Here is a 19,480-nt window from a genome sequence, read left to right as displayed (position 1 = left end):
CATCGACGAGGAGGTGTGATGGTGAACGTTCCTTCCCTCCTGCGCCGCCGGACGGCGCAGGACAGCAACGGCGACGGGGTGGTCGACGCGCGTGACGGCCAGCCGGTGGTGACGGACCGGGACGGCGACCGGACGACGTACCGCAGCGGGTCGCCGACCGCCGACGGCCAGCGCGACGCCGACGTGGCGCGGCGCACCGTCGAGGGCCGAGCTGCCACCGACGGCGACGCGGAGCAGCGGGCGGCGGAGCGCGCCGCGCTGGCGCGGGCGGCGACCGCCCGCAGCGCCGTCGACGGCACCCGCAGCGCCGCTGCCGCCGCCCGGCCCGCTCCGGTCGACGACGAGCCGCGCACGCCGACCGACCCGATCCGGGTCGCCGACACCGGTCCGGTCCGCACCGCACCGCGCCCGGTGGACGCCGACCGGCCGGTCGACCGGGACCGGACGCCCGTCGCGCCGCCCCCGCCCGTCGACGCCCGCCCCGTCGACCGGGACCGGGTGGACACCGACGGGGCCGACCCGCAGCCGCCGGTGGTGGCCGGGCCGAAGCCGAGGACCAGCCTGCTCGCCACCCTCGGTCTGATCGTCTCGGTGGTGGGCGCGGCGTTCGTGCTCACCGGCACCCTGGCCGGGTACGGCATCGCCCTCGGCGCGCTCGGCGCGGTCTGCTCGGTGCTGGGCCTGATCGCGACCCGCCGTCGGCACGTGGCCGGCACCACGGACGCGCTGGCCGGCATCCTGGTCGGCCTGGCCGCGGTGGTGCTGGGCGTGCTCGCCTTCACCGGCCAGTTCGACTGGCCGACCACCGACGGCGACTGGGTGGCCCGGTTCCGGGAGTGGCTTGACTCACAGTTTGTGGACCGGTTCTGAGGGCACATTTGATCTCGCCGGCGGTTCGCCGGCGACGTTGGACCAGCCGGCTCGCCGGCACCGCCCGACCAGTCTGGTGGTTCACCAGCCGGGCACCCACTCGTTCGGGGGCAGCGGTTCGCCGCCACCGATGCGCACAGGGGCCGTCACTCCCGCCGGGGTGGCGGCCCCTTCGCGGTTCGCCCTCACGCAACGGATCGCCGTCGCGTTCGGGTCACACGCAACGAACCACCGCCGGACGCACGGTTCGGCGGTGGTTGTCGTACGGCCGGGCCGCATACCGTTGAGCCACGGCGCCAGCCCGTGGGCCACGGAGGCCGGGCGCGCCCGACCCCGGGAGCAGGACAATGACGATGGACGCCACCAGCCAGCGCTTCCTGATGTGCCGGCCGACGTACTTCGCCGTCGACTACGCCATCAACCCGTGGATGGATCCGACCGCGCCGGTCGACGCCGCGCTGGCGGTCCGGCAGTGGGAGCAGCTCCGCCGCACCTACCTCGACCTCGGCCACACCGTCGAGCTGATCGACCCGGTCCCCGGCCTGCCGGACATGGTCTTCGCCGCCAACGGCGGCACGGTCATCGGCGACCGGGCGATGGCCGTGCAGTTCCGCGACCCGCAGCGCGCCGACGAGGCCCCCGCCTACCGGGCCTGGTTCGAGGCCGCCGGCTTCGAGGTGTACGACCCGAAGCACGTCAACGAGGGCGAGGGGGACGTGCTGCTGGTCGGCGACCACCTGCTCGCCGGCACCGGGTTCCGCACCGCGCACCCCTCGCACGCCCAGTTGCAGGAGGTCTTCGGCTACCCGGTCGTCACCCTGCAACTGGTCGACCCGCGCTTCTACCACCTGGACACCGCGCTGACCGTGCTCGACGAGCGGACCGTGGCGTACCTGCCGGAGGCGTTCTCCCCCGGCAGCCGGGCGGTGCTGCGCCGGCTCTTCCCGGACGCCGTCCACGCCACCATGGCCGACGCGGAGGTGCTGGGCCTCAACGCGGTCGGCGACGGCCGGCACGTGGTGCTGCCCGCGCAGGCCACCGGGCTGGCCGCGCAGCTGCGCGACCGGGGCTACCAGACCATCGGTGTCGACCTGTCCGAGCTGCGCAAGGCCGGCGGCGGACCGAAGTGCTGCACGTTGCGACTCCGTCAGGGAAAGGCGAGCCAGTGATCGAGGACATGCTGCGGACCCCGTCCGCCGTCCGGGACGCGGAACGGTACACCGCGCACAACTACCACCCGCTGCCGGTGGTGATCTCCTCCGCCGAGGGCGCCTGGCTCACCGACGTGGACGGTCGGCGCTACCTGGACTGCCTGGCCGGCTACTCGGCGTTGAACTTCGGCCACCGGCACCCGGCCCTGATCCAGGCCGCCCACGAACAGCTCGACCGGCTCACCCTGACCAGCCGGGCGTTCATCCACGACCAGTTCGCCGACTTCTGCCGGGAGTTGGCCGCGCTCTGCGGCAAGGACCTGGTGCTGCCGATGAACACCGGCGCGGAGGCGGTCGAGACCGGCATCAAGGTGGCCCGCAAGTGGGGCTACCAGGTCAAGAGGGTCGCCCCGGGGCAGGCGAACATCATCGTCGCCGACGGCAACTTCCACGGCCGGACCACCACCATCGTCAGCTTCTCCACCGACGCCGACGCCCGCGCCGACTTCGGGCCGTACACCCCGGGGTTCACCGTGGTGCCCTACGGCGACCTGGCGGCGCTGGAGGCGGCGATCGACGAGAACACCGTCGCCGTGCTGCTGGAGCCGATCCAGGGCGAGCAGGGCGTGGTGCTGCCGCCGGAGGGTTACCTGCCGGGCGTACGCCGGGCCTGCACCGACCGCAACGTGCTGTTCATCGCCGACGAGATCCAGTCCGGGCTGGGGCGGACCGGGCGCACCTTCGCCTGCGACCACGAGGGCGTCGTACCGGACATGTACCTGCTGGGCAAGGCGCTCGGCGGCGGCATCGTGCCGGTCTCCGCCGTCGCCGCGGACGCCGACGTGCTCGGCGTGCTCCGGCCGGGCCAGCACGGCTCCACGTTCGGTGGCAACCCGCTGGCCTGTGCGGTCGCCACCGAGGTGGTCCGGCTGCTGGCCACCGGGGAGTTCCAGCGCCGCTCCGCCGAGCTGGGCGAGCGGCTGCGCGCCGGGCTGGAAGGGCTGCTCGGCAGCGGGCTGGTGGCGGTGCGGGTGCGCGGGCTGTGGGCCGGGGTGGACATCGACCCGGCGCTGATGACCGGCCGGCAGGCGTGCGAGCGGCTGATGGACCGGGGCGTGCTGGCCAAGGACACCCACGGTTCGACCATCCGGTTGGCCCCGCCGCTGGTCATCACCTCCGACGAGATCGACCACGCGGTGGCGCAGCTCGCCGCCGTACTGGCCGGCTGACCTCCTGCGGCGGGGCGGGCGTCCGGTCCCGACGCCCGCCCCGCCGCCGGGTCAGTTGCGTGGCAGCCGCATCGCCATGGTGGGTGCCTCGGCCATCACCGACGTCGGGGTGAACGCCGCACCGGTGGGCAGCTCCCGGGCCCGGCCGACCTGCACCCCGGGGTACAGCTCCACCATGTCCGCGCCGCCCAGCACCCGGGACTGCTTCGGGGTCAGCGGGACGCGGTCGGCCTCGGCCATCGAACCGTTGGGCCGGATGCCGGAGCCGTTGGTGCTGACGTCGGTGACGATGACCTCGCCGACGCGCAGCTCGAAGCGGACGTGCGCCCGGCTGATCCAGCGCCGCGCCTCGTCGTTGAGCCACTGCCCGAGCATCACGCCCCCGGTCTCCTCGGGGGCCCGACCGACAGTCACCGGTTCGTCCTCGGTGAGCACGAACCGGCGGCGGATCAGGCCACCGATCCGGATCGCCAGCACCTCGCTGCGTGGGCGCGGCCCGGCGTCGGAGAGCCGGGCACCGTGCCGGGGGCAGGTCGGCACGCCGTTGCGCAGGGCGGGCGGCGGCTGACCCGCCGGGGCCCGGTCCACCCGGGCCAGGTCGGCGAACGCCCCGCCGCCCCCGCCGCCGCCGAACAGCGCGCAGCCCGGCTCCGGGCAGCGCCACGTGCGGGCCAGCAACTGCCCGCCGACCGGGGACCGGTCACCCTCGACCGGGGTGTGCCCGCCCCCGACGTGCGCGACGAAGGCCGGGCCGCCCGCGCCGGGCACCGGGGCGACGACCCGCCCCGGCTGCTCCACCAGCCACGGGAACCGGCCGCGCAGGCCGTCGAACCGGACCCGGCTGACCACGGGCAGGCCGAGCAGGTCGGCCACCTCCAGCATCCGGTCACCCGGGTTGTCGAGCACCTCGACCAGGCCGTCGTCGGCCCAGCGGCGGACCACCATCCGCTCGTTGGAGGTGAGGTCCGCGTCGGAGAGCAGCGCCCGGTGCACGATCGCGTAGACCGGGACGCTGTCCTCGGCCAGCTCGCGGGAGAGCGCGTCGATCACCATGCCGAGCCGCAGCAGGCTCGCCGGGCGACCGCCGTCGAGATCCTGGTAGCGGATCACCTCGGCCAGGTCGAGTACCGCTCGGGCCAGGGACGGATCGGTGCAGACCCGTCCCTCGATGGCGTCCAGCACCTTGCTGATCTCGAATCTCATCGCGCGCTCCGGAGGATGTCGTCGATCGGCCGGGCCGCCACCGCCGGGCCCGGTCGGCACCTGCCCGCCGGGGTGAACAGGCGCTGCCCTGGCACGACCCTACCGGTGCCCGGGTCAACCCATCCGGCCCACCGCCGCGCGCAACCGGGCCACGTCACGCCGACGCCGCTCGTAGGTGGCGGCGAGGGTGATCAACGCCAGCCCGCCGACGGCCAGGTAGATCCAGCGCGGCAGCAGGTCCCACCCCCGGACCAGTTCGTGCACCGCGAGCAGGACGAGGGCACCCCCGCCGAGCACCACCGGCGCCTGCCAGCGCCGCACCGCGCCGACCAGCACCACGGCCAGCGCGGCACCGCCCAGCAGCAGCCGCCGCCACGGCTGCGGGTCGGCGGCCACCAGCACCGACACCAGGCTGGGCAGCAGCCCGGTGGCCAGTGCGGGGCCGAGGGCGAGCCAGCTGGTCAACCCGGGTCGGGCGCGCAGCGCGAGCAGCCCGGCCACCAGGGTCAGCCCGGCCGCCGGCAGGGTGTACGCCTCCAGCAGCACCACCTCGCCGCTGATCAGCAGCAGCCACGCGCCGAGCAGCTCACTGCCGCCGGCCACCGCCCCGAAGGCCCACCGCCGGCCGGCCGACTGGCCCGGGTACAGCACCCGCAGTGCTGCGGCGGCTCCCCAGAGCACGCAGATCACCGCCGCGTACCGGATCGCGCCGACGGTGAGCAGCAGGGCGAGCACGGCCACCGCCTGCGCGGCAACCTCCAGCGCCCGTACGGTGAACGAGCCGCGCCGGGCCAGCGCGGGTGCGCCGAGGAGCACCGCCACCGCCACCCCGAGCACCGGGAAACCGGCGGTGCGCAGCGGCAGGTCGGCGGCCAGCGGCGCGGTGAGCGCGAACCCGGTGGCCGCCGCGACGGCGGTCAGGAAGCCGAGCAGCCGTACCTCGGCCCGCCGGCCGATCGCGCCGACCACCGCCGCCGCGACCACCAGCAGGGCGAGCCCGGCCAGCGTGCCGGCCCGGGTGGCGAGCAGCCCGACCAGGCCGGCGGCCGTCCACAGCAGACCGATCGGGGTGGTCACCGGCACCAGCAACGCCCGGCCACGGCCGGGGGCCGGGGCCGGCTCGACGGCTCCGGGAACGCCCGGCGCGATGCCGGGAACGCCCGAGGGGGTCCCGGTAGCAACCGGCGCGGTCCCGGGGGGAACGGCCGCGCCCGGGGCGGCGGGCCGGGCCGGGCCGGTGAGCGTGGCGGTGAGCAGGGCGGCGATCCCGACGAGCAGCACCGCCGCCGGCACCACCGGCCAGGGGGCGTCCGCGCCGAGCAGGAGCACGGGCAGCGCCGCCGCCCCGAACGGCAGCGCGGCGACGGCCGCCCCGGACCGGTCACCGGTGTGCCGGTGGACGACCAGCGCGGCCGTACCGGCGAGGACCAGCAGCGCCGCCCCGACCACGAGGGCACCGGGCGGCCCGTCCCCCACCGGCACGCCCGACCAGGGCCGCACCGGCCCGCCGTAGGGGGCGACGAGCGCGGCCAGGGCCACCGGCGCGGCGGCGACCAGCGCGAGACCGGCCAGCACCGCGCCGACCACCCGGCCCGGGGTCACCGGTGCGGTCCGCCGGTCGGCCGGTACCAGCGCGACTACCGCCAGCGCCGCATAGAGCGCGAACGGCTCCCCACCGGGTACGACGGTCGGCACGACCACGGCGGCGAGCGCCAGGGCGAGCGCGGTGCCGGCGTACCCGTCGAGGTCGGGGCGGCGGCGACGCAGCGCGAGCAGCGGGACCAGCAGCAGCACGGCGGCGACGAACCCGGCCCGCAACTGCCACCAGGGCGGCGCCCCGACGGCCCGCGACGCGACCGACGCGCCGGCCGGCACGGTGAGCAGCGCGACCGCCAGCGCGACCCCGGCGACCCGGCCCGCGACGGCGCTCGCCGGCCGGCCGGGCAGCGCCACCGACAGTCCGACAACCAGCACCACCCCGAGCGCCACCAGCATCCCGACCGGGGCGGCCGAGGCCACCAGCAGGCCGTGCCCGAGCAGCACCGCGGCCCCCGCTGCGCCGACCAGCACGGTCGGGGCGCGCCGGCCGCGCAGCACCGCGACCGGCAGCAGCGCCGCGCCGACGACCAGGTCGACCGCGAGGGTGGCCGGCCACGGGGTGACCGTGACCGCCGGCAGCGCCGCCGCCGTGAGCACCACCGCCAGCAGTACGGTCACCGGGCGGGCCGCCCTCGGCAGCAGCAGGAGACCGGCACCGGCGGTGAGTAGGACGACGAGCGGCAGCTGCCAGCCCCAGGCGAGATCGGGCCCGGCGGCGGCACCCTGCCAGGCGGGCAGCGACCGGTCCACCGCGAGCACCGCCACCGCCCCGGTGGCGAGCACGACGACCTGGGCGGCACCGCCCGCGACCAGCAGTGCGCCGACCCGGGGACCGGTGCGGTGCCGCTGCGGCAGCAGCCGGACGGCACCGGCCAGGGCGGCGGCCACCAGGCCGACGGCGAGCAGCAGGAACCCGGCCCGCAGTTCCGCCACCGGCCGCAGCACCGCCACGGCCAGCAGCGGCACCAGCAGCCCGGCGGTGATCTGCCGGAACACCGTCGCTGCGGCGACCCGGGCCGCACCGGCCAGCACCAGGCCGACGAGGAGCAACGGCAGACCGGCGAGCAGCGGCTGACCGCCGGCCCGACCCAGCGCCAGCGGCACCAGGGCGCAACTCGCGGCGACGGTCAGCGCGGCACCGAAGCCGAGCCAACCGAGCACCCGGCCGGCGAGCACGGAACCGGACGGCCCGGCGACCGGCCCCCCGCCGGCCGCCGGACCCCCGTCCGCCGGGGCGGTGGTGGTGCCCGACCCCCCGGCGGGCACCACCACCCCTCCCCCCGGACCCGCGACGGCCGTGGCCGCCGCGGGTGGCACCGTCGCGGCCGGCACCGCGGCGGCGGGATCAGACCCGGCCGGAGCCGGGGAGCGGTGGCGCAGCGCGACCACCACCGCGAGATCGAGCAGCGCCACCCCGAGGAAGGTCAGCGTCCAGCCGGTGGCTCCCGGACGGGACTGCGCCACCGCGAGCGGCAGCACCGGCTGGACCACGAACAGTGCCGCGAACCACGGCACGGTGAGCCGGCTGAGCAGGGCGTACCCGGCGGCGACGGCCGCGCTGGCCCCGGCGACCACGGCGGCGTAGCGGGTGCCCGGCCAGTCGGCGGTGCCGAGCAGGTTCACCGACCAGGCGGCGTACCCGTCGAGGACCACCAGCAGCAGGCCGACGGCGGCGAACGTCTCGGCGGTGCCGCGTAGGCCACGCCACTTGGCCACCAGCGGCACCGTCAGGGCGAGCGCGGTGAACGCGGCCAGGATCAGCGCGCGTCCGGCCACCCCCACGGTGGCCCAGGCGACGGCGGTGAAGACCACCGCCGCCGTGCCCAGCAGCAGGCCGCCGAGGACGAACAGCAGCCACTGGATCGTCCGGGTGGACGTCTCCGGGCGACCCGGAGTGTCCAGCGCGGCCGGCGGGGGCACCGGCCCGGTCGGTGGCACGGCACGGGCGGGCACCTCCGGCGGTACCGGCGTCCCCGGGCGCACCGGCGGCGCGACCGGAGCGGTCGGGGGTCCGGCCGGCGCGGCGACCGGGGTGCCGGCCGGCGCGGCGGGGCGGGCCGCCGGCGCGGGCGGACGGACCGCCGCGCCGACCGGGACCGGGGCGGGGATCTCCCGGCGGATGCGGGCCGCCAGCTCCGCCCGCCGGCGCTGCGCCGCGAGCAGTCGGCCACCGAGCCCCTGGTACGCCTGCCGGGCCCGCTCGACCTCCCGGCCGAGGGCGACGATCTCCCGGTCCAACCGGACCACCTCGGCGGCGGGCGGGTACGGCCCGAGCCCGCAGCCGGCGCACCCACGGGTCAGCTCGGCGGGTGCTCCGCAGCGGGGGCAGGGGTAACCGGTGTTCTGCACCCGGCCATCCTGCCGGTGGGCCGCAACCGGAGGCCAGAGTGCCCGTACCTAGGTACGGGTGTTCTCGTGCACCCAGGTGGCGTATGCCCGGTCGCCGCTCTCGGCGTAGGTGACCAGGATCTCGGGCACCTCGTACGGATGGTTGGACCGGATCTGGGCGACCAGCGCCGTGGCCCGGTCGGGGGCGGTCTTGAACTGCACCGACCACTCGGTGCTGGTCTCCACCCCGGCCCGCCACCAGTACGTGCTGTCGACCTGGCCGCCGACCTGGGCGCAGGCCGCCAGTCGCCCGGCCACCGCGGCGGCCGCCATCAGGTCCGCGACGGAGCGCGAGTCCACCACCGTCGTCACCACGCAGATCTGGTCCACCTGCGCACCTTACGCGGGAACGGCGGCGAACCGGTCGACCGTGACGGTGCGTTCACCGTGCCGTCACGCTGTCCCGGTTGTCGGCGATCCACCTGTCGATCCGGTCCCACCAGTCGAAGAGCCAGTCGATCCGCTCCTGCCGGCCGGTCGGGACGTCCTCGGGCGGTACGGACCAGAACCGCATCACGATCCGTTTGTCCATCGGCAGTTCGCGCCACACGTCGGCGACGGTGAGCATCCGGTCCAGGCCGGTGTGCGCCACGAAGATCACGCCGGCCTCCGGGGCGGCGTCCAGGGCGGCGAGCACCCCGCCGGGCTGCGGGGCGAGCACGTGCTGCATCCGTTCGGCGCGCACCGCCATCCGCTCCAGCCCGAGCGCACGCAGCTTGGAGATGGCCCGTACGCGTCGGCCGGGGGTGAAGTTGCCACCCTCCGGGAAGATCACGAAGGCGTCGTCGTCGTCCAGCCCGGTGGCCAGGTGGCCGATCTGCCGGACCGCCTCGTTTCGGCCGTCACCGGCGGCGATGAACCGGTTGGGCAGACGGTTGAGCAGCACGTCGATCGCCGGGTCCCACTGGAGCGTCTCCTTGAGCACGATCCGGGGCTCCCGCTGGAACCAGTTGACCAGGGAGTGGATCAGGATGAACGAGTCACCCGGGCCGGCGTGCCGGCACAGCACCAGTTCCGGCCGGCCGGGCAGGGCGGTGTCCGGGTCGGTGCCGACCACGTCGATGCTCAGCCGCAGCGTCCACCGGGCCTGCCAGAACAGCACCCGCAGGAACCAGCCGGCGAGCACGTAGTGCGCCCGCTGGAAGGCCGGCGTGCGCTTCCACCTGCCGAGCCCGGAGGCCAGCCAGAGCACGAAGAGGGCGACCAGCGCGGCGGCGTCCCAGACCAGGTAGACGCAGCCGATCCAGAGCAGCCGCAGCGGGCGCAACCGGCCCGGCACGAACGGCGACGCGGCCAGCGCGAGCAGCGCCCAGACCGGCACCGTGGTCAGCACCGTGACCGCGAGCAGGATCACCCCGGGCGCGAACAGCAGCCGGCGTACCCACCGAGGGGGCAGCGGCATCAGCGGTCCAGGGTCGCCAGGTAGTGCCGGGACGCGGTGTACGCGCGGCTGATCCGCCGCCCCACCGCCGCCATGTCCCGGTACGCCCACGGGCTGTCGTCGCGCGGCTCCAGCCCGCCGGTCGGCAGGACGTGCACCCGTACCCCGTCGGGCAGGGCGGCCATCTCCCGGGCGAACCGGTGCCGGCGGGCGATCTCGAACGCGACCTGGGCGATCTCCCACGGCCGGCGGGGCGGCGTCAGCTCCCGTTCGATCCGCCCCACCTGGAGGACGAAGATCTGCGTCGCGCCGACGGCGACCGCCTCGCCGATCGGGATCGAGTTGACGATCCCGCCGTCTATGTAGTGCTGGCCGTCGATCTGTGCCGGCGGCAGCAGCCCCGGCACGGAGGCGGAGGCGAGCACCGCCGACACCAGTGGTCCGGTGTGGAACCAGTGTTCGGCGGCCCGCTCGATGTTGGCCGCGCAGCAGCGGAACGGCACCTTCAGGTCGGCGAAGGTGGTGTCCGCGCCCAGTTCCCCCTCCAGCAGCTTGCGCAGCGGCCGGGGCGAGTGCAGGTGGGTACGGGCGGCGAAGCGGCGCAGTTGCCGGGCGACCGAGTCGCCGTACACCTCGCTCGCCTCCGGGGACGCCCACAGCCGGACCAGCCGGTCGGTGACCGCCTCGGACGGGTCGGCAGCGACCAGCGCGCCGTTGACCGCGCCGATCGAGGTGCCGAGCACGACGTCGGGGCGGATCCGGGCCCGGAACAGGGCGCGCAGCATTCCCACCTCGACCGCGCCGAGCACTCCCCCGCCGCCGAGCACGAACGCCACCGGACCGCCACTCATGCCGTTCATCCTGGCACGCCACCGCCCGTGACCGTGGTGCAGCCGCTGGTCACCGCCGCACGCGCCCGGCAACCGGTGGCGGTGGGCGAAACCGCCACTGCGGAGGGTCATCGGGCAAGTGGACAACCGTTGACAGGGGGGACACATTCGCGCAACCTGACACCACCCCGAACCCCAGGCAGGTGCGAACACTGATGGCAGCCCTGAACGCCGGTAGGTTGCTGGCCCGCAGGTACCGGCTTCTCGACAGGATCGGGGCCGGCGGGATGTCGGTGATCTGGCGGGCCCGCGACGAGGTGCTCGACCGGGTCGTCGCGGTCAAGGTGCTCGCGCCGTCGCTGGCCGCCGACGCCCGGTTCCGCGACATGGTGCGCGAGGAGGCACGCTCGGCCGCCCAGCTGGTCCATCCGCACGTGACCGCGGTGCACGACTACGGCGAGGCGCTCGCCCCGGACGGCGAGATCACCTCGTTCGTGGTGATGGAGCTGCTCACCGGAGAGGAGCTGGAGCACCGGCTCAGCGAGGGTCCGCTGCCCTGGCCGGAGGCGGTCGAGATCGGTGCCCAGGTGGCCGAGGCGCTGGCGGCGGCACACCGGCTCGGCATCGTGCACCGGGACATCACCCCGGCGAACGTGATGATGACCCGGGTCGGCGCGAAGGTGCTCGACTTCGGCATCGCCACCCAGGCCGGCACCCCCGACGACGACGAGGACGGCGGCACCTTCGGCACCCCGGCGTACGTCGCGCCGGAGCGGTTGGACGGTGCACCGGCCCAGCCGTCGACCGACGTCTACTCCCTCGGCGTGCTGCTCTACGAGACGCTGACCGGCCAGCCGCCGTACCCGGCCGAGACCTGGGAGCAGCTCGCCGCCGCGATCGCCGACGAGCGACCGCCGTCGCTTGACGGCGTACCGGGGCTGCCCCCGGTGGTGGTCGACGTCTGCCTGCGCTGCCTGGCCCGGGACCCGCACGAACGGCCGACCGCGCACCAGGTCGCCACCGCGCTGCGCGACCAGTTGCTGCCGGGTGATCCGCAGGCGGCCACGATGCTCTCCCCGACGGTCACCCTGCCCGCCGTCCCCGGGAGCGACGCCCCGGGCGACCGGCCCGGTAGGCCGGTCGCCGTCGGCGCGGCAGCGGGCATCGGTGCGGCAGCGGCGGGCGGTGCCGGATCGGCGGGCGGTGTCACGGCGGGCCCCGGTGACGGCACCGCGCCGGCCGGCGGGGCCGCGGTCGGTGGCCGGGCCGGGGCCGTGGCGACGACGGACACCGGCACCCCGGACGCCCGGCGGGCCGGCCCGGGGGACGCGACCGCCGAGCCGGAGCTGCTGCCGCCGTCGCGCCGCCCGCTGGTGGCGGTGGGGGTGCTGGTGGTGCTGACCGCGGCGGCGGTCCTCCTGCTCGCCCCGCTGCTGGAACCCGGCACCCACACCCCGCCGGTCGCCGGGCGCAGCGAGACCCCGGTGACCGAACCGTCCCCGTCACGTACCCAGCCGGCGACGGACCCCACCGCGCCGCCGGCCCCCCGGCGGGCCACCAGCGCACCCGCGCCGTCGCGCCCGCCGGCCACCACGCCGAGCGGGGGGCAGGGCGGCGGCGGGCTGACCGAGGCCGCCGACCGGATGCGCCGGCTGATCGACGACGGGGTCCGCACCGGCGAGGTCCGCGAGGACGTCGGCCTGGACCTGCGCAACGTGCTGGCCAACCTGACCCGGTCCGCCGCCGAGGGCCGCTCCGACGTGCCCGCTCAGGTGACCGCGCTGCGCGAGAAGGTCACCCGCCGCATCGACGAGGGGGGCATCACCCCGGCGTACGGCCGGCAGCTCGACGCCGCCGTCCGGGACCTGGCCGCGACCACCGTCTGAGCGCCCGCGCCGACCCGCCGCGTACCTGTCACCGGGTGCGCAGCCCGACGGGCCGGCGCAGCGGTGGGGCCGTGCCGAACGCGACGGCCCGGTAGACCGCCTCGTAGCCGTGGGCCATCCGTTCGGTGGAGAAGTGCTCAGCCACGTGCGCGGTGCAGGCCGCCGGGTCGAGCCGGACCACCTCCCGCAGGGCCGCCGGCAGCTCCCGGGCGTCGTCGCGGACCAGCCCGGTCACGCCGTCGACCACCACCTCGGGCACCGCGCCCCGGCGCAGCGCCACCACCGGCGTGCCGGTCGCCATGGCCTCCACCATCACCATGCCGAACGGTTCCTCCCACTGGATCGGCATGATCAGGCAACGGGCGTCGACCAGCAGCCGCAGGGTCGCCTCCCGGTCGGCGTTCATGACCACGTCGACGTCGTGGCCCAGCATCGGCTGGACGACCTCGGCGAAGTACCGGCGCTCGGCGGGCTCGTTGCACTTGCCGGCCAGGGTGAGCGGGAGGCCGGCCGCCCGGCAGGCCCGGATCGCCGTGTCGGGGCCCTTGTCCGGGCTGAACCGGGCCAGCCAGAGCACCGGGCCCCGGCCGGGTTCCCGCTTGACCGGCACGTCCCGGCCGTCGAGCGCGTTGTGCACCGTACCCACCCAGGGCAGGGTGGGGTTGGACCGGCGCTGGGCGTGCGAGATGGCCACCAGACCCACCCCGTGGTCGGTGTCGCCGAGCACCGCCCCGTACTCGCCGACCGGGTTGCCGTGCACGGTGGCCACGGTGGGCACCGCACGGCGGGCGGCCACCAGCGGCCCGATCGTGGTGTGGTCGTGGATCACGTCGAAGTCGACGGCGGAGACCAGCCGGTTGATCCGGGCCAGGTGGGCCAGTTCCGGCAGCGACTCGCCCAGCCGGTCGTACTGCAACTCGTCGATCGTGGAGACGAAGTCGGCGGTGGTGCCGTGCTGCCGTCCGGCCCCGAAGAGGGTCACCCGGTGCCCGTGCCCGACCAGCGCGTCCACCAGCCCGTGCACCACCTGCTCCAGCCCGCCGTACCCCGGTGGTGGCACCGACAGCCAGGGTGGCACGAGCATCGCGACCCGCAGTGGCGGCCCGGACGGCGGACGTTCCGACGGACGGTGGGTCACTGCCACGAATCCTCCCCCGTTGTCCCGGTCCGGCAGGTGTGTCCGGCGGGATCGGCGGCGATTTCCCCCTGGCCGGACAGGCAAACGCGCCCCGGGCGGGTGGGGCCCGTCCGGGGCGCGTGCGGCGGCGGGCGGTGGAGCCAACCCCCTTGGCTCCGCCGCCCGCCGCCCGGAGGAGGCAGGTCTGTGGTTACGACGTCTCGGCGAGCGTCACGGTTGCGGTCGACTCGGCACCATTTCGCTTGTAGGTCACCTGGACCCGGTCGCCGACCTTGCCGGCCTGCACCGCGCCGACCAGATCATTGGAGTCGTTGATCACCTTGTCCCCGAACTTGGTGATCACGTCGCCGCGCTGGATGCCGGCCTTCTCGGCGGCGCTGCCGCCGGCGACGGAGGCGACCAGCGCCCCGCCGTCCTCGGCCGCGTTGACGCTGACCCCCAGGGACGGGTGGCTGACCTTCTCGCCCCGCTGGAGCTTCTCGGCGACGTCCTTGGCCTTGTTGCTCGGGATGGCGAAGCCGACGCCGATGTTGCCGGTGCTGCCCTGCCCGGCGGTGGCGATGGCGGTGTTGATGCCGATCACCTCACCCCGGGTGTTGACCAGCGCGCCACCGGAGTTACCCGGGTTGATCGGGGCGTCGGTCTGGAGCAGGCCGGAGATCGAGCTGGCACCGCCCTGCGGGGACTGCTGCGGGCCGTTGCCGCTGCCGGCCTGGATGGTGCGGTCGCGGGCGCTGAGGATGCCGGCGGTCACCGAACCCTGCAGGCCGAGCGGACTACCCAGGGCGAGCACCTGGTCGCCCACCTGCATGGCGTCGCTGTCGCCGAACTTCGCCGCCTTGAGGTTGTCGATGCCGCTGGTCTGGACCACCGCGAGGTCGGTCTTCGGGTCGGTGCCGACGATCTTGGCGGGGGCGGTCTTGCCGTTGGCGAAGACCACCCGGACGGCGTCGCCGGAGGCGGAGGCGACCACGTGGTTGTTGGTCAGCACGAAGCCGTCGGAGCTGAGGACCACGCCCGATCCCTCGCCGCTGTCGGTCATGATCGAGACCACGCTGTCCTGCACCGAGGCGGCGATCTTCGGCAGGTCGGCGCTGTTGATCACGGGGGCGGCCGAGTAGTTGCGGGTGATCCCGCCCCGGTCGCCGTCCACCGCCAGGGCGAGCGCGCCACCGGCCACGCCGGAGCCGAGCATCAGGGCGAAGACCGCGACCCCGGCGCCGACGAACTTGGCCACCTTGCCGGCCTGCGGGGCCGGGGCCGGCGCCCACGGCGGAGTCGGCTGGCCGGGGTGCTGCGGCCCGCCCTGCCCCGGGTAGCCGGCGGACGGCTGGCCCACACCGGGCTGGCCGTAGCCGACACCGGACTGACCGGGGTAGCCGGCCGACCCGGTGCCCGCGCCCGGCTGACCGGGACGGTGCTGACCGGGGTAGCCACCGGCCCACCCGGGCTGCTGCTGGCCGGGCTGGTAGCCCGCCGACGGGTACTGCCCCGCCGGGGAGTGGCCCGCCGGGTAGCCGGTGGACGCGGGATAGCCGGGCCGGTACTGCTGGTCGCCGCCACCGGACGGGTACGACGACTGCGGGTACGGCGTGGCGGCGGGCGGCGCGTACGGCGACGCGGGCGGCGCGTACCCCGGTCCGGGGTTGGCCGTGCCGGCCGGCTCCCCCGCGGTGCCGGCGGCCTGACCGGGGGTGTTGGGGGTGTCGGACTCGCCGCGCACGGCGCGGGCAGGCTCGGCGGAGGGGTGCGACGGCTCGGCGTCGGGGGCAGCCGGCCGACGCTGCGGGTCGGTCTCGAACTCGGTCATGCCCCTAGCTTTCCCCGTCGCACTGTCACCCACCTGGAACCCGCCTGGAAGTTTTCTGAAAGTCACAGCGGGGCCGGCGGGGCGTCACTCCGCGTCGCCGTCCGCGTCGGGCAGCAGGGGCAGCCGGACCCGGAACGTCGCCCCGCCGCCCGGCGTCTCGTCCACCTCGACGGTGCCCTGGTGGGCGCTGACCAGCGCCGCGACGATGGCCAGCCCCAGTCCGGTGCTGGTGATCCCGCTGGCCCGGCGGGTCCGGGCCGCGTCGGCGCGGTAGAACCGCTCGAAGACCCGCTCGGCCTGCTCCGGGGCGAGCCCCGGCCCGGTGTCCATCACCTCCACCACGGCCATGTTCCCGTCCTCGGAACACAACCGCAGGGTCACCGACGCCTCCGGCGGGGTGTGCGTCAACGCGTTGGTCATCAGGTTGCCGATCACCTGCCGCAGCCGGGCGTCGTCGGCGTGCACCACCAGCGGGCCCGAGTCCGGGGCGATCTCCAGCTCGATGTGCCGTTCGGGGGCGACCACCCGGGCCGCCTCGACCGCCTCGGAGGCGAGCACCGGCAACTCCACCGGGGCGAGCGACAGCGGGCGTTCCCGGTCCAGCCGGGCGAGCAGCAGCAGGTCCTCCACCAGCAGCCCCATCCGGGCCGCCTCGTCCTCGATGCGGCGCAGCAGGTCGGCGGTCTGCTCGGGGGCGCGGGCCGCCCCCTGCCGGTACAGCTCGGCGAAGCCCCGGATGGTGGTCAACGGGGTCCGCAGCTCGTGCGAGGCGTCCGCGACGAACTGCCGCATCCGCTCCTCCGAACGCCGGGCGCGGGCCTCCGACGCCAGCGCGGCGTGCGCCGCGTCCCGGGCACCGGCCTCCGCCGTACGGGCCGCCATCTCCGAGGCGGCGCGGGCGGTGAAGGCGGCCTCGATCTGCGCCAGCATCGCGTTCAACGCCCGGGAGAGCCGGCCCAGCTCGGAGGTGGCGCACTCCTGACCCTCCTCCGGGTCGGGCACCCGACGGCTCAGGTCACCACCGGCGATCGCCGCAGCCGTCCGTTCGATCTCCACCAGCGGTTTCAGGCTGGTCCGCACGATGGCCGCGCCGATCGAGGCGAGCAGGATCAGCACCGCCCCGCCGACCAGCATGTCTATCCAGATCAGCCGCTTGACCGCCAGGTCGACGTCGGTCATGTGCTGGCCGAAGGCGAGGACCCGGCCGTCGCCGAGGTCGGTGTAGAGCATCCGCCACCGGGTGCGGCCGTCCATGGACTGCACGGTGAACGGGTCGCCGACCAGGGCCGAGAAACCGGCGAAGTCGGTCGGGAACTCCGGTAGTTCCTCGGGACGCAGGCCGGAGTAGCGCGACGGCCCCTCCACCTCGGTCCGGCTGGCCTGCGCGGCCACGTAGTCGGTGGGGATGCCCACCAGGAGCGGGCCCCGTCCCTGGCCGAGCGCCCGCGCCACCCCGTTGGTGTCACCGCGCAACTGGTCGTCGACCTGGCCGATCAGGTACTCCCGCAGGAAGTACGTGGTCAGCGAGCTGATCACCACGAGGGCGATGGCGACGAGGGTGAGGACCGCCGCGACCAGCTTGACCCGCAGCGGGATGCTCCGGAGCCGCCCCTTCGCCTCGTCGAGCGGGTTCACGCCGCCGGCTTGCGCAGGACGTAGCCCACGCCGCGCAGGGTGTGGATCAGGCGGGGCTGGGTGTTGTCGACCTTGCGGCGCAGGTACGAGATGTACGACTCGACGATGTTGTCGTCACCCCGGAAGTCGTAGTTCCACACGTGGTCGAGGATCTGCGCCTTGGACAGCACCCGGTTGGCGTTGAGCATCAGGTACCGCAGCAGCTTGAACTCGGTCGGCGAGAGCTGCACCCGCTGACCGGCCCGGTGCACCTCGTGGGTCTCCTCGTCCAGCTCCAGGTCGGCGAAGGTGAGCCGGGAGGGGGCGTGCTCGCCGGTGGCCGTACGCCGCAGCACCGCCCGGATCCGGGCGGTCAGCTCCTCCAGGCTGAACGGCTTGGTGACGTAGTCGTCGCCGCCCAGGGTGAGCCCACGGATCTTGTCGTCGGTGGCGTCCCGGGCGGTCAGGAACACCACCGGGGTACGCGTGCCGCCCTCGCGGAGCATCCGGATGACCTCGAAGCCGTCCAGGTCGGGCAGCATCACGTCGAGCACCACCAGGTCGGGGCGGTGGTCCTTGGCCGCGTGCAGGGCCGCGCTGCCGTTGGTGGCGGTCGCCACGTCGAACCCCGCGAAGCGGAGGCTGGCGGAGAGCAGTTCGAGGATGTTGGGATCGTCCTCGACGACGAGCAGTCGCGCCTCGGTCTGGGTAGCGGCCATGCTGGCCATCATCCGTGACGTCGCTGCGTCGGTGCTGGACGCTTCCTGCAAAAACCCTGTGAAGCCGCGCCGACGCCGGCTCCCCGCCCTCTGCCGGCCCGCACCCTGCGAGCCGGCGGTCACCGCAGCAGCCGGCGCAGCCCGTCCAACGCGCCGTCGAGGACCCGGATCGCGGTCCGCAACTGGGTGTCGCTGAGCCGCCCGGCGCGCACCAGCGCACCCACCTCGACGGTGAACTCGGCCAGCCGCCTGTCGAACTCGACCAGCAGGGGGGAGCCGTCGGTGGTGGGGGTCGCCGGGCGGGGGGTGGGGCCGGGAGCCGGCCGGTCCCAGCGGGTCTGCCGGGTCTGCCGGGTGGCCTCGCGCAGCTCCCGCTTGAGGTCGCGCACCGAGCCGCGTACCTCGGTCTGGATCTCGCCGGCCAGTGCGGACAGATCCTCCACCGAGGCGGAGATGTCGGACTCCAGGGTGGTCAGCTCGTCGGCGCGCTGGCGCAGCTCGGCCCGGCCGTCCTCGGTGATCTCGTAGACCTTGCGGCCACCGGCGGCGGTGTGGGTGACCAGGCCGTCGGCCTCCAGCCGTTGCAGCCGGGGATAGATGGTGCCGGCACTCGGGGCGTACAGGCCGAGGAAACGCTCCTCCAGCAGCCGGATCAGCTCGTAGCCGTGCTTGGGGCCGTCGTCGAGCAGCCGCAGCAGGTAGAGCCGCAGCCGGCCGTGGCTGAACACGGCGGTCACGGCAGCTCCTCCTGGTCGGCGTCCACCGGCCGGGCGAGCAGCGCGATGCTGCCGGACGTCGCGGACGCCCAGAGCTTACCCGCGCCCGCGCCGAGCACCCCGTGGCTGTCCTTGACCGAGCCGACGCCGGACCCGCCGCCGACCTGGGGGAAACCGCTGGTGATCCGGCCCGAGGTGGTGTGCAGGTGGACGGCGAGGTCGCTGTCCTCGCGGACCCGGACGGTGATCGGCCCGGAGATGGTGGTGAGCCGGATGTCGCTGCGCCGGGGATTGTCCAGGTCACAGGTGATCGCCCCGGAGACGGTGTTGGCGTGCACCCGGCCGGCGGCGCTGTCGGCGAGGGTCACCTCACCGGAGACCGTGTTCAGGACGAGGTCGCCGGTGACGCCGAGCGCCTCGACCGGGCCGGAGACGATCCGCGCGTTGGTGCGCCCGGCCAGCCCCATCAGGGTGATCTGCCCGGAGGTGACGTCCACGGTGGTGTCGTGGGACAGCCCGGAGGCGACCAGCGTGCCGTCGACCAGGTGCAGGTCGGCCAGGGTGCCGGCCGGGACGGCGACGGACACCTCGGCCCGGAACCGGCGACCGAGCTGACCGAGCCACCAGAGGAACCCGGGCCAGCGGGGTGGACGTTCGTGTTCGATCCGCAGGACGCCGTCGTGGTGCTCGACGAGGACCGGCCGGCTGCTGACCCGGGTGACGTCGACCCGCGCCGGCCCGTCGGTGCCGACCACGTTGAGCCGCCCGGTGACCAGGCGGACGTCGAGCCGGGTGACCGGCTCGTCGATGGTGATCCGTTGTGGTCTGTCGACCTTCCAGTTGGTCATGGCGTCTCCCTCCGGGGTCACGGCCGACGGCCGCGCCACTGCACGGAGGAAGCATAACGCGATACATCGCGATAGAACAAGACTGTCGCGAGTTACCG

Annotated in this window: 15 protein-coding genes; 4 read left to right on the top strand and 11 right to left on the bottom strand. The window is 75.1% G+C overall.

Annotation, left to right across the window (positions count from 1 at the left end; translation table 11 throughout):
- Nucleotides 1-18: 18 nt before the first annotated feature.
- The 3 genes from ACN265_RS04215 to rocD all read left to right on the top strand — a co-directional run bounded on the left by ACN265_RS04215 (nucleotide 19) and on the right by rocD (nucleotide 3,250).
- On the top strand, nucleotides 19-870 hold the full coding sequence (locus ACN265_RS04215) for a thrombospondin (RefSeq protein WP_421406085.1): 852 nt from the start codon (nucleotides 19-21) through the stop codon (nucleotides 868-870).
- Nucleotides 871-1,223: 353 nt separating this feature from the next.
- Complete coding sequence (gene ddaH / locus ACN265_RS04210) at nucleotides 1,224-2,039, top strand: dimethylargininase (protein WP_420116913.1); 816 nt, start codon at nucleotides 1,224-1,226, stop codon at nucleotides 2,037-2,039.
- Nucleotides 2,036-3,250 carry an ornithine--oxo-acid transaminase gene (gene rocD, locus ACN265_RS04205; RefSeq protein ID WP_204926869.1) on the top strand — a complete coding sequence of 405 codons (1,215 nt, stop codon included), beginning with the start codon at nucleotides 2,036-2,038 and terminating at the stop codon, nucleotides 3,248-3,250. Before ddaH ends, rocD begins: the two co-directional genes overlap by 4 nt.
- Before the next feature lie 51 nt (nucleotides 3,251-3,301).
- Here rocD and ACN265_RS04200 read toward each other — a convergent pair whose 3' ends face one another.
- From ACN265_RS04200 to ACN265_RS04180, 5 genes are all read right to left on the bottom strand, one after another.
- On the bottom strand, nucleotides 3,302-4,453 hold the full coding sequence (locus ACN265_RS04200; protein ID WP_420118815.1) for an FHA domain-containing protein: 1,152 nt from the start codon (nucleotides 4,451-4,453) through the stop codon (nucleotides 3,302-3,304).
- A 114-nt stretch (nucleotides 4,454-4,567) separates the two neighbouring features.
- Nucleotides 4,568-8,401, bottom strand: coding sequence for an SCO7613 C-terminal domain-containing membrane protein (locus ACN265_RS04195; protein ID WP_421406083.1), 3,834 nt, complete (start codon nucleotides 8,399-8,401; stop codon nucleotides 4,568-4,570).
- Between the two features lie 48 nt (nucleotides 8,402-8,449).
- Entirely contained in the window at nucleotides 8,450-8,770 is a 321-nt protein-coding gene (gene cutA / locus ACN265_RS04190; protein ID WP_363656206.1) for a divalent-cation tolerance protein CutA, read from the bottom strand.
- A gap of 52 nt (nucleotides 8,771-8,822) precedes the next feature.
- The gene (locus ACN265_RS04185; protein ID WP_420117937.1) at nucleotides 8,823-9,842 is read right to left on the bottom strand and encodes a 1-acyl-sn-glycerol-3-phosphate acyltransferase; all 1,020 of its coding nucleotides are present in this window, start codon (nucleotides 9,840-9,842) and stop codon (nucleotides 8,823-8,825) included.
- Nucleotides 9,842-10,672 carry a patatin-like phospholipase family protein gene (locus ACN265_RS04180; RefSeq protein ID WP_204926863.1) on the bottom strand — a complete coding sequence of 277 codons (831 nt, stop codon included), beginning with the start codon at nucleotides 10,670-10,672 and terminating at the stop codon, nucleotides 9,842-9,844. Before ACN265_RS04180 ends, ACN265_RS04185 begins: the two co-directional genes overlap by 1 nt.
- A 194-nt stretch (nucleotides 10,673-10,866) precedes the next feature.
- Here ACN265_RS04180 and ACN265_RS04175 point away from each other — a divergent pair, with 194 nt between their 5' ends.
- On the top strand, nucleotides 10,867-12,537 hold the full coding sequence (locus tag ACN265_RS04175; protein ID WP_421406082.1) for a protein kinase domain-containing protein: 1,671 nt from the start codon (nucleotides 10,867-10,869) through the stop codon (nucleotides 12,535-12,537).
- Between the two features lie 28 nt (nucleotides 12,538-12,565).
- On the opposite strand, the gene ACN265_RS04170 is transcribed toward ACN265_RS04175, so the two are convergent.
- The 6 genes from ACN265_RS04170 to ACN265_RS04145 form a co-directional block, all read right to left on the bottom strand.
- Nucleotides 12,566-13,675 carry a glycosyltransferase family 4 protein gene (locus ACN265_RS04170; protein ID WP_420117939.1) on the bottom strand — a complete coding sequence of 370 codons (1,110 nt, stop codon included), beginning with the start codon at nucleotides 13,673-13,675 and terminating at the stop codon, nucleotides 12,566-12,568.
- A gap of 190 nt (nucleotides 13,676-13,865) precedes the next feature.
- Nucleotides 13,866-15,485, bottom strand: coding sequence for a S1C family serine protease (locus ACN265_RS04165; protein WP_357927850.1), 1,620 nt, complete (start codon nucleotides 15,483-15,485; stop codon nucleotides 13,866-13,868).
- Nucleotides 15,486-15,569: 84 nt separating this feature from the next.
- The gene (locus ACN265_RS04160; RefSeq protein WP_204926860.1) at nucleotides 15,570-17,120 is read right to left on the bottom strand and encodes a sensor histidine kinase; all 1,551 of its coding nucleotides are present in this window, start codon (nucleotides 17,118-17,120) and stop codon (nucleotides 15,570-15,572) included.
- Entirely contained in the window at nucleotides 17,117-17,818 is a 702-nt protein-coding gene (locus ACN265_RS04155; RefSeq protein ID WP_067312683.1) for a response regulator transcription factor, read from the bottom strand. The genes ACN265_RS04160 and ACN265_RS04155 overlap by 4 nt, the downstream gene beginning before the upstream one ends.
- Before the next feature lie 119 nt (nucleotides 17,819-17,937).
- A complete protein-coding gene (locus ACN265_RS04150; RefSeq protein ID WP_363656194.1) occupies nucleotides 17,938-18,555 on the bottom strand; it encodes a PadR family transcriptional regulator in 618 nt (205 codons plus the stop codon).
- Nucleotides 18,552-19,382 carry a DUF4097 family beta strand repeat-containing protein gene (locus tag ACN265_RS04145; protein WP_204926858.1) on the bottom strand — a complete coding sequence of 277 codons (831 nt, stop codon included), beginning with the start codon at nucleotides 19,380-19,382 and terminating at the stop codon, nucleotides 18,552-18,554. The genes ACN265_RS04150 and ACN265_RS04145 overlap by 4 nt, the downstream gene beginning before the upstream one ends.
- Nucleotides 19,383-19,480 lie beyond the last annotated feature (98 nt).

This window comes from Micromonospora sp. WMMD730 (assembly GCF_049178955.1).
In the GTDB taxonomy this organism is placed as follows: domain Bacteria; phylum Actinomycetota; class Actinomycetes; order Mycobacteriales; family Micromonosporaceae; genus Micromonospora; species Micromonospora wenchangensis.
Note: the sequence above shows the minus strand (reverse complement) of the source record. Positions and strands in the feature narration are given on the sequence as shown.

Bases quoted from the DNA above. Each gene is read 5' to 3' on its own strand.
- ACN265_RS04180 (WP_204926863.1), bottom strand. From the start codon at position 10,672: ATGAGTGGCGGTCCGGTGGCGTTCGTGCTCGGCGGCGGGGGAGTGCTC.
- ACN265_RS04215 (WP_421406085.1), top strand. From the start codon at position 19: ATGGTGAACGTTCCTTCCCTCCTGCGCCGCCGGACGGCGCAGGACAGC.
- ACN265_RS04145 (WP_204926858.1), bottom strand. From the start codon at position 19,382: ATGACCAACTGGAAGGTCGACAGACCACAACGGATCACCATCGACGAG.
- ACN265_RS04175 (WP_421406082.1), top strand. From the start codon at position 10,867: ATGGCAGCCCTGAACGCCGGTAGGTTGCTGGCCCGCAGGTACCGGCTT.
- ACN265_RS04185 (WP_420117937.1), bottom strand. From the start codon at position 9,842: ATGCCGCTGCCCCCTCGGTGGGTACGCCGGCTGCTGTTCGCGCCCGGG.
- ddaH (WP_420116913.1), top strand. From the start codon at position 1,224: ATGGACGCCACCAGCCAGCGCTTCCTGATGTGCCGGCCGACGTACTTC.
- ACN265_RS04200 (WP_420118815.1), bottom strand. From the start codon at position 4,453: ATGAGATTCGAGATCAGCAAGGTGCTGGACGCCATCGAGGGACGGGTC.
- ACN265_RS04165 (WP_357927850.1), bottom strand. From the start codon at position 15,485: ATGACCGAGTTCGAGACCGACCCGCAGCGTCGGCCGGCTGCCCCCGAC.
- ACN265_RS04155 (WP_067312683.1), bottom strand. From the start codon at position 17,818: ATGGCCGCTACCCAGACCGAGGCGCGACTGCTCGTCGTCGAGGACGAT.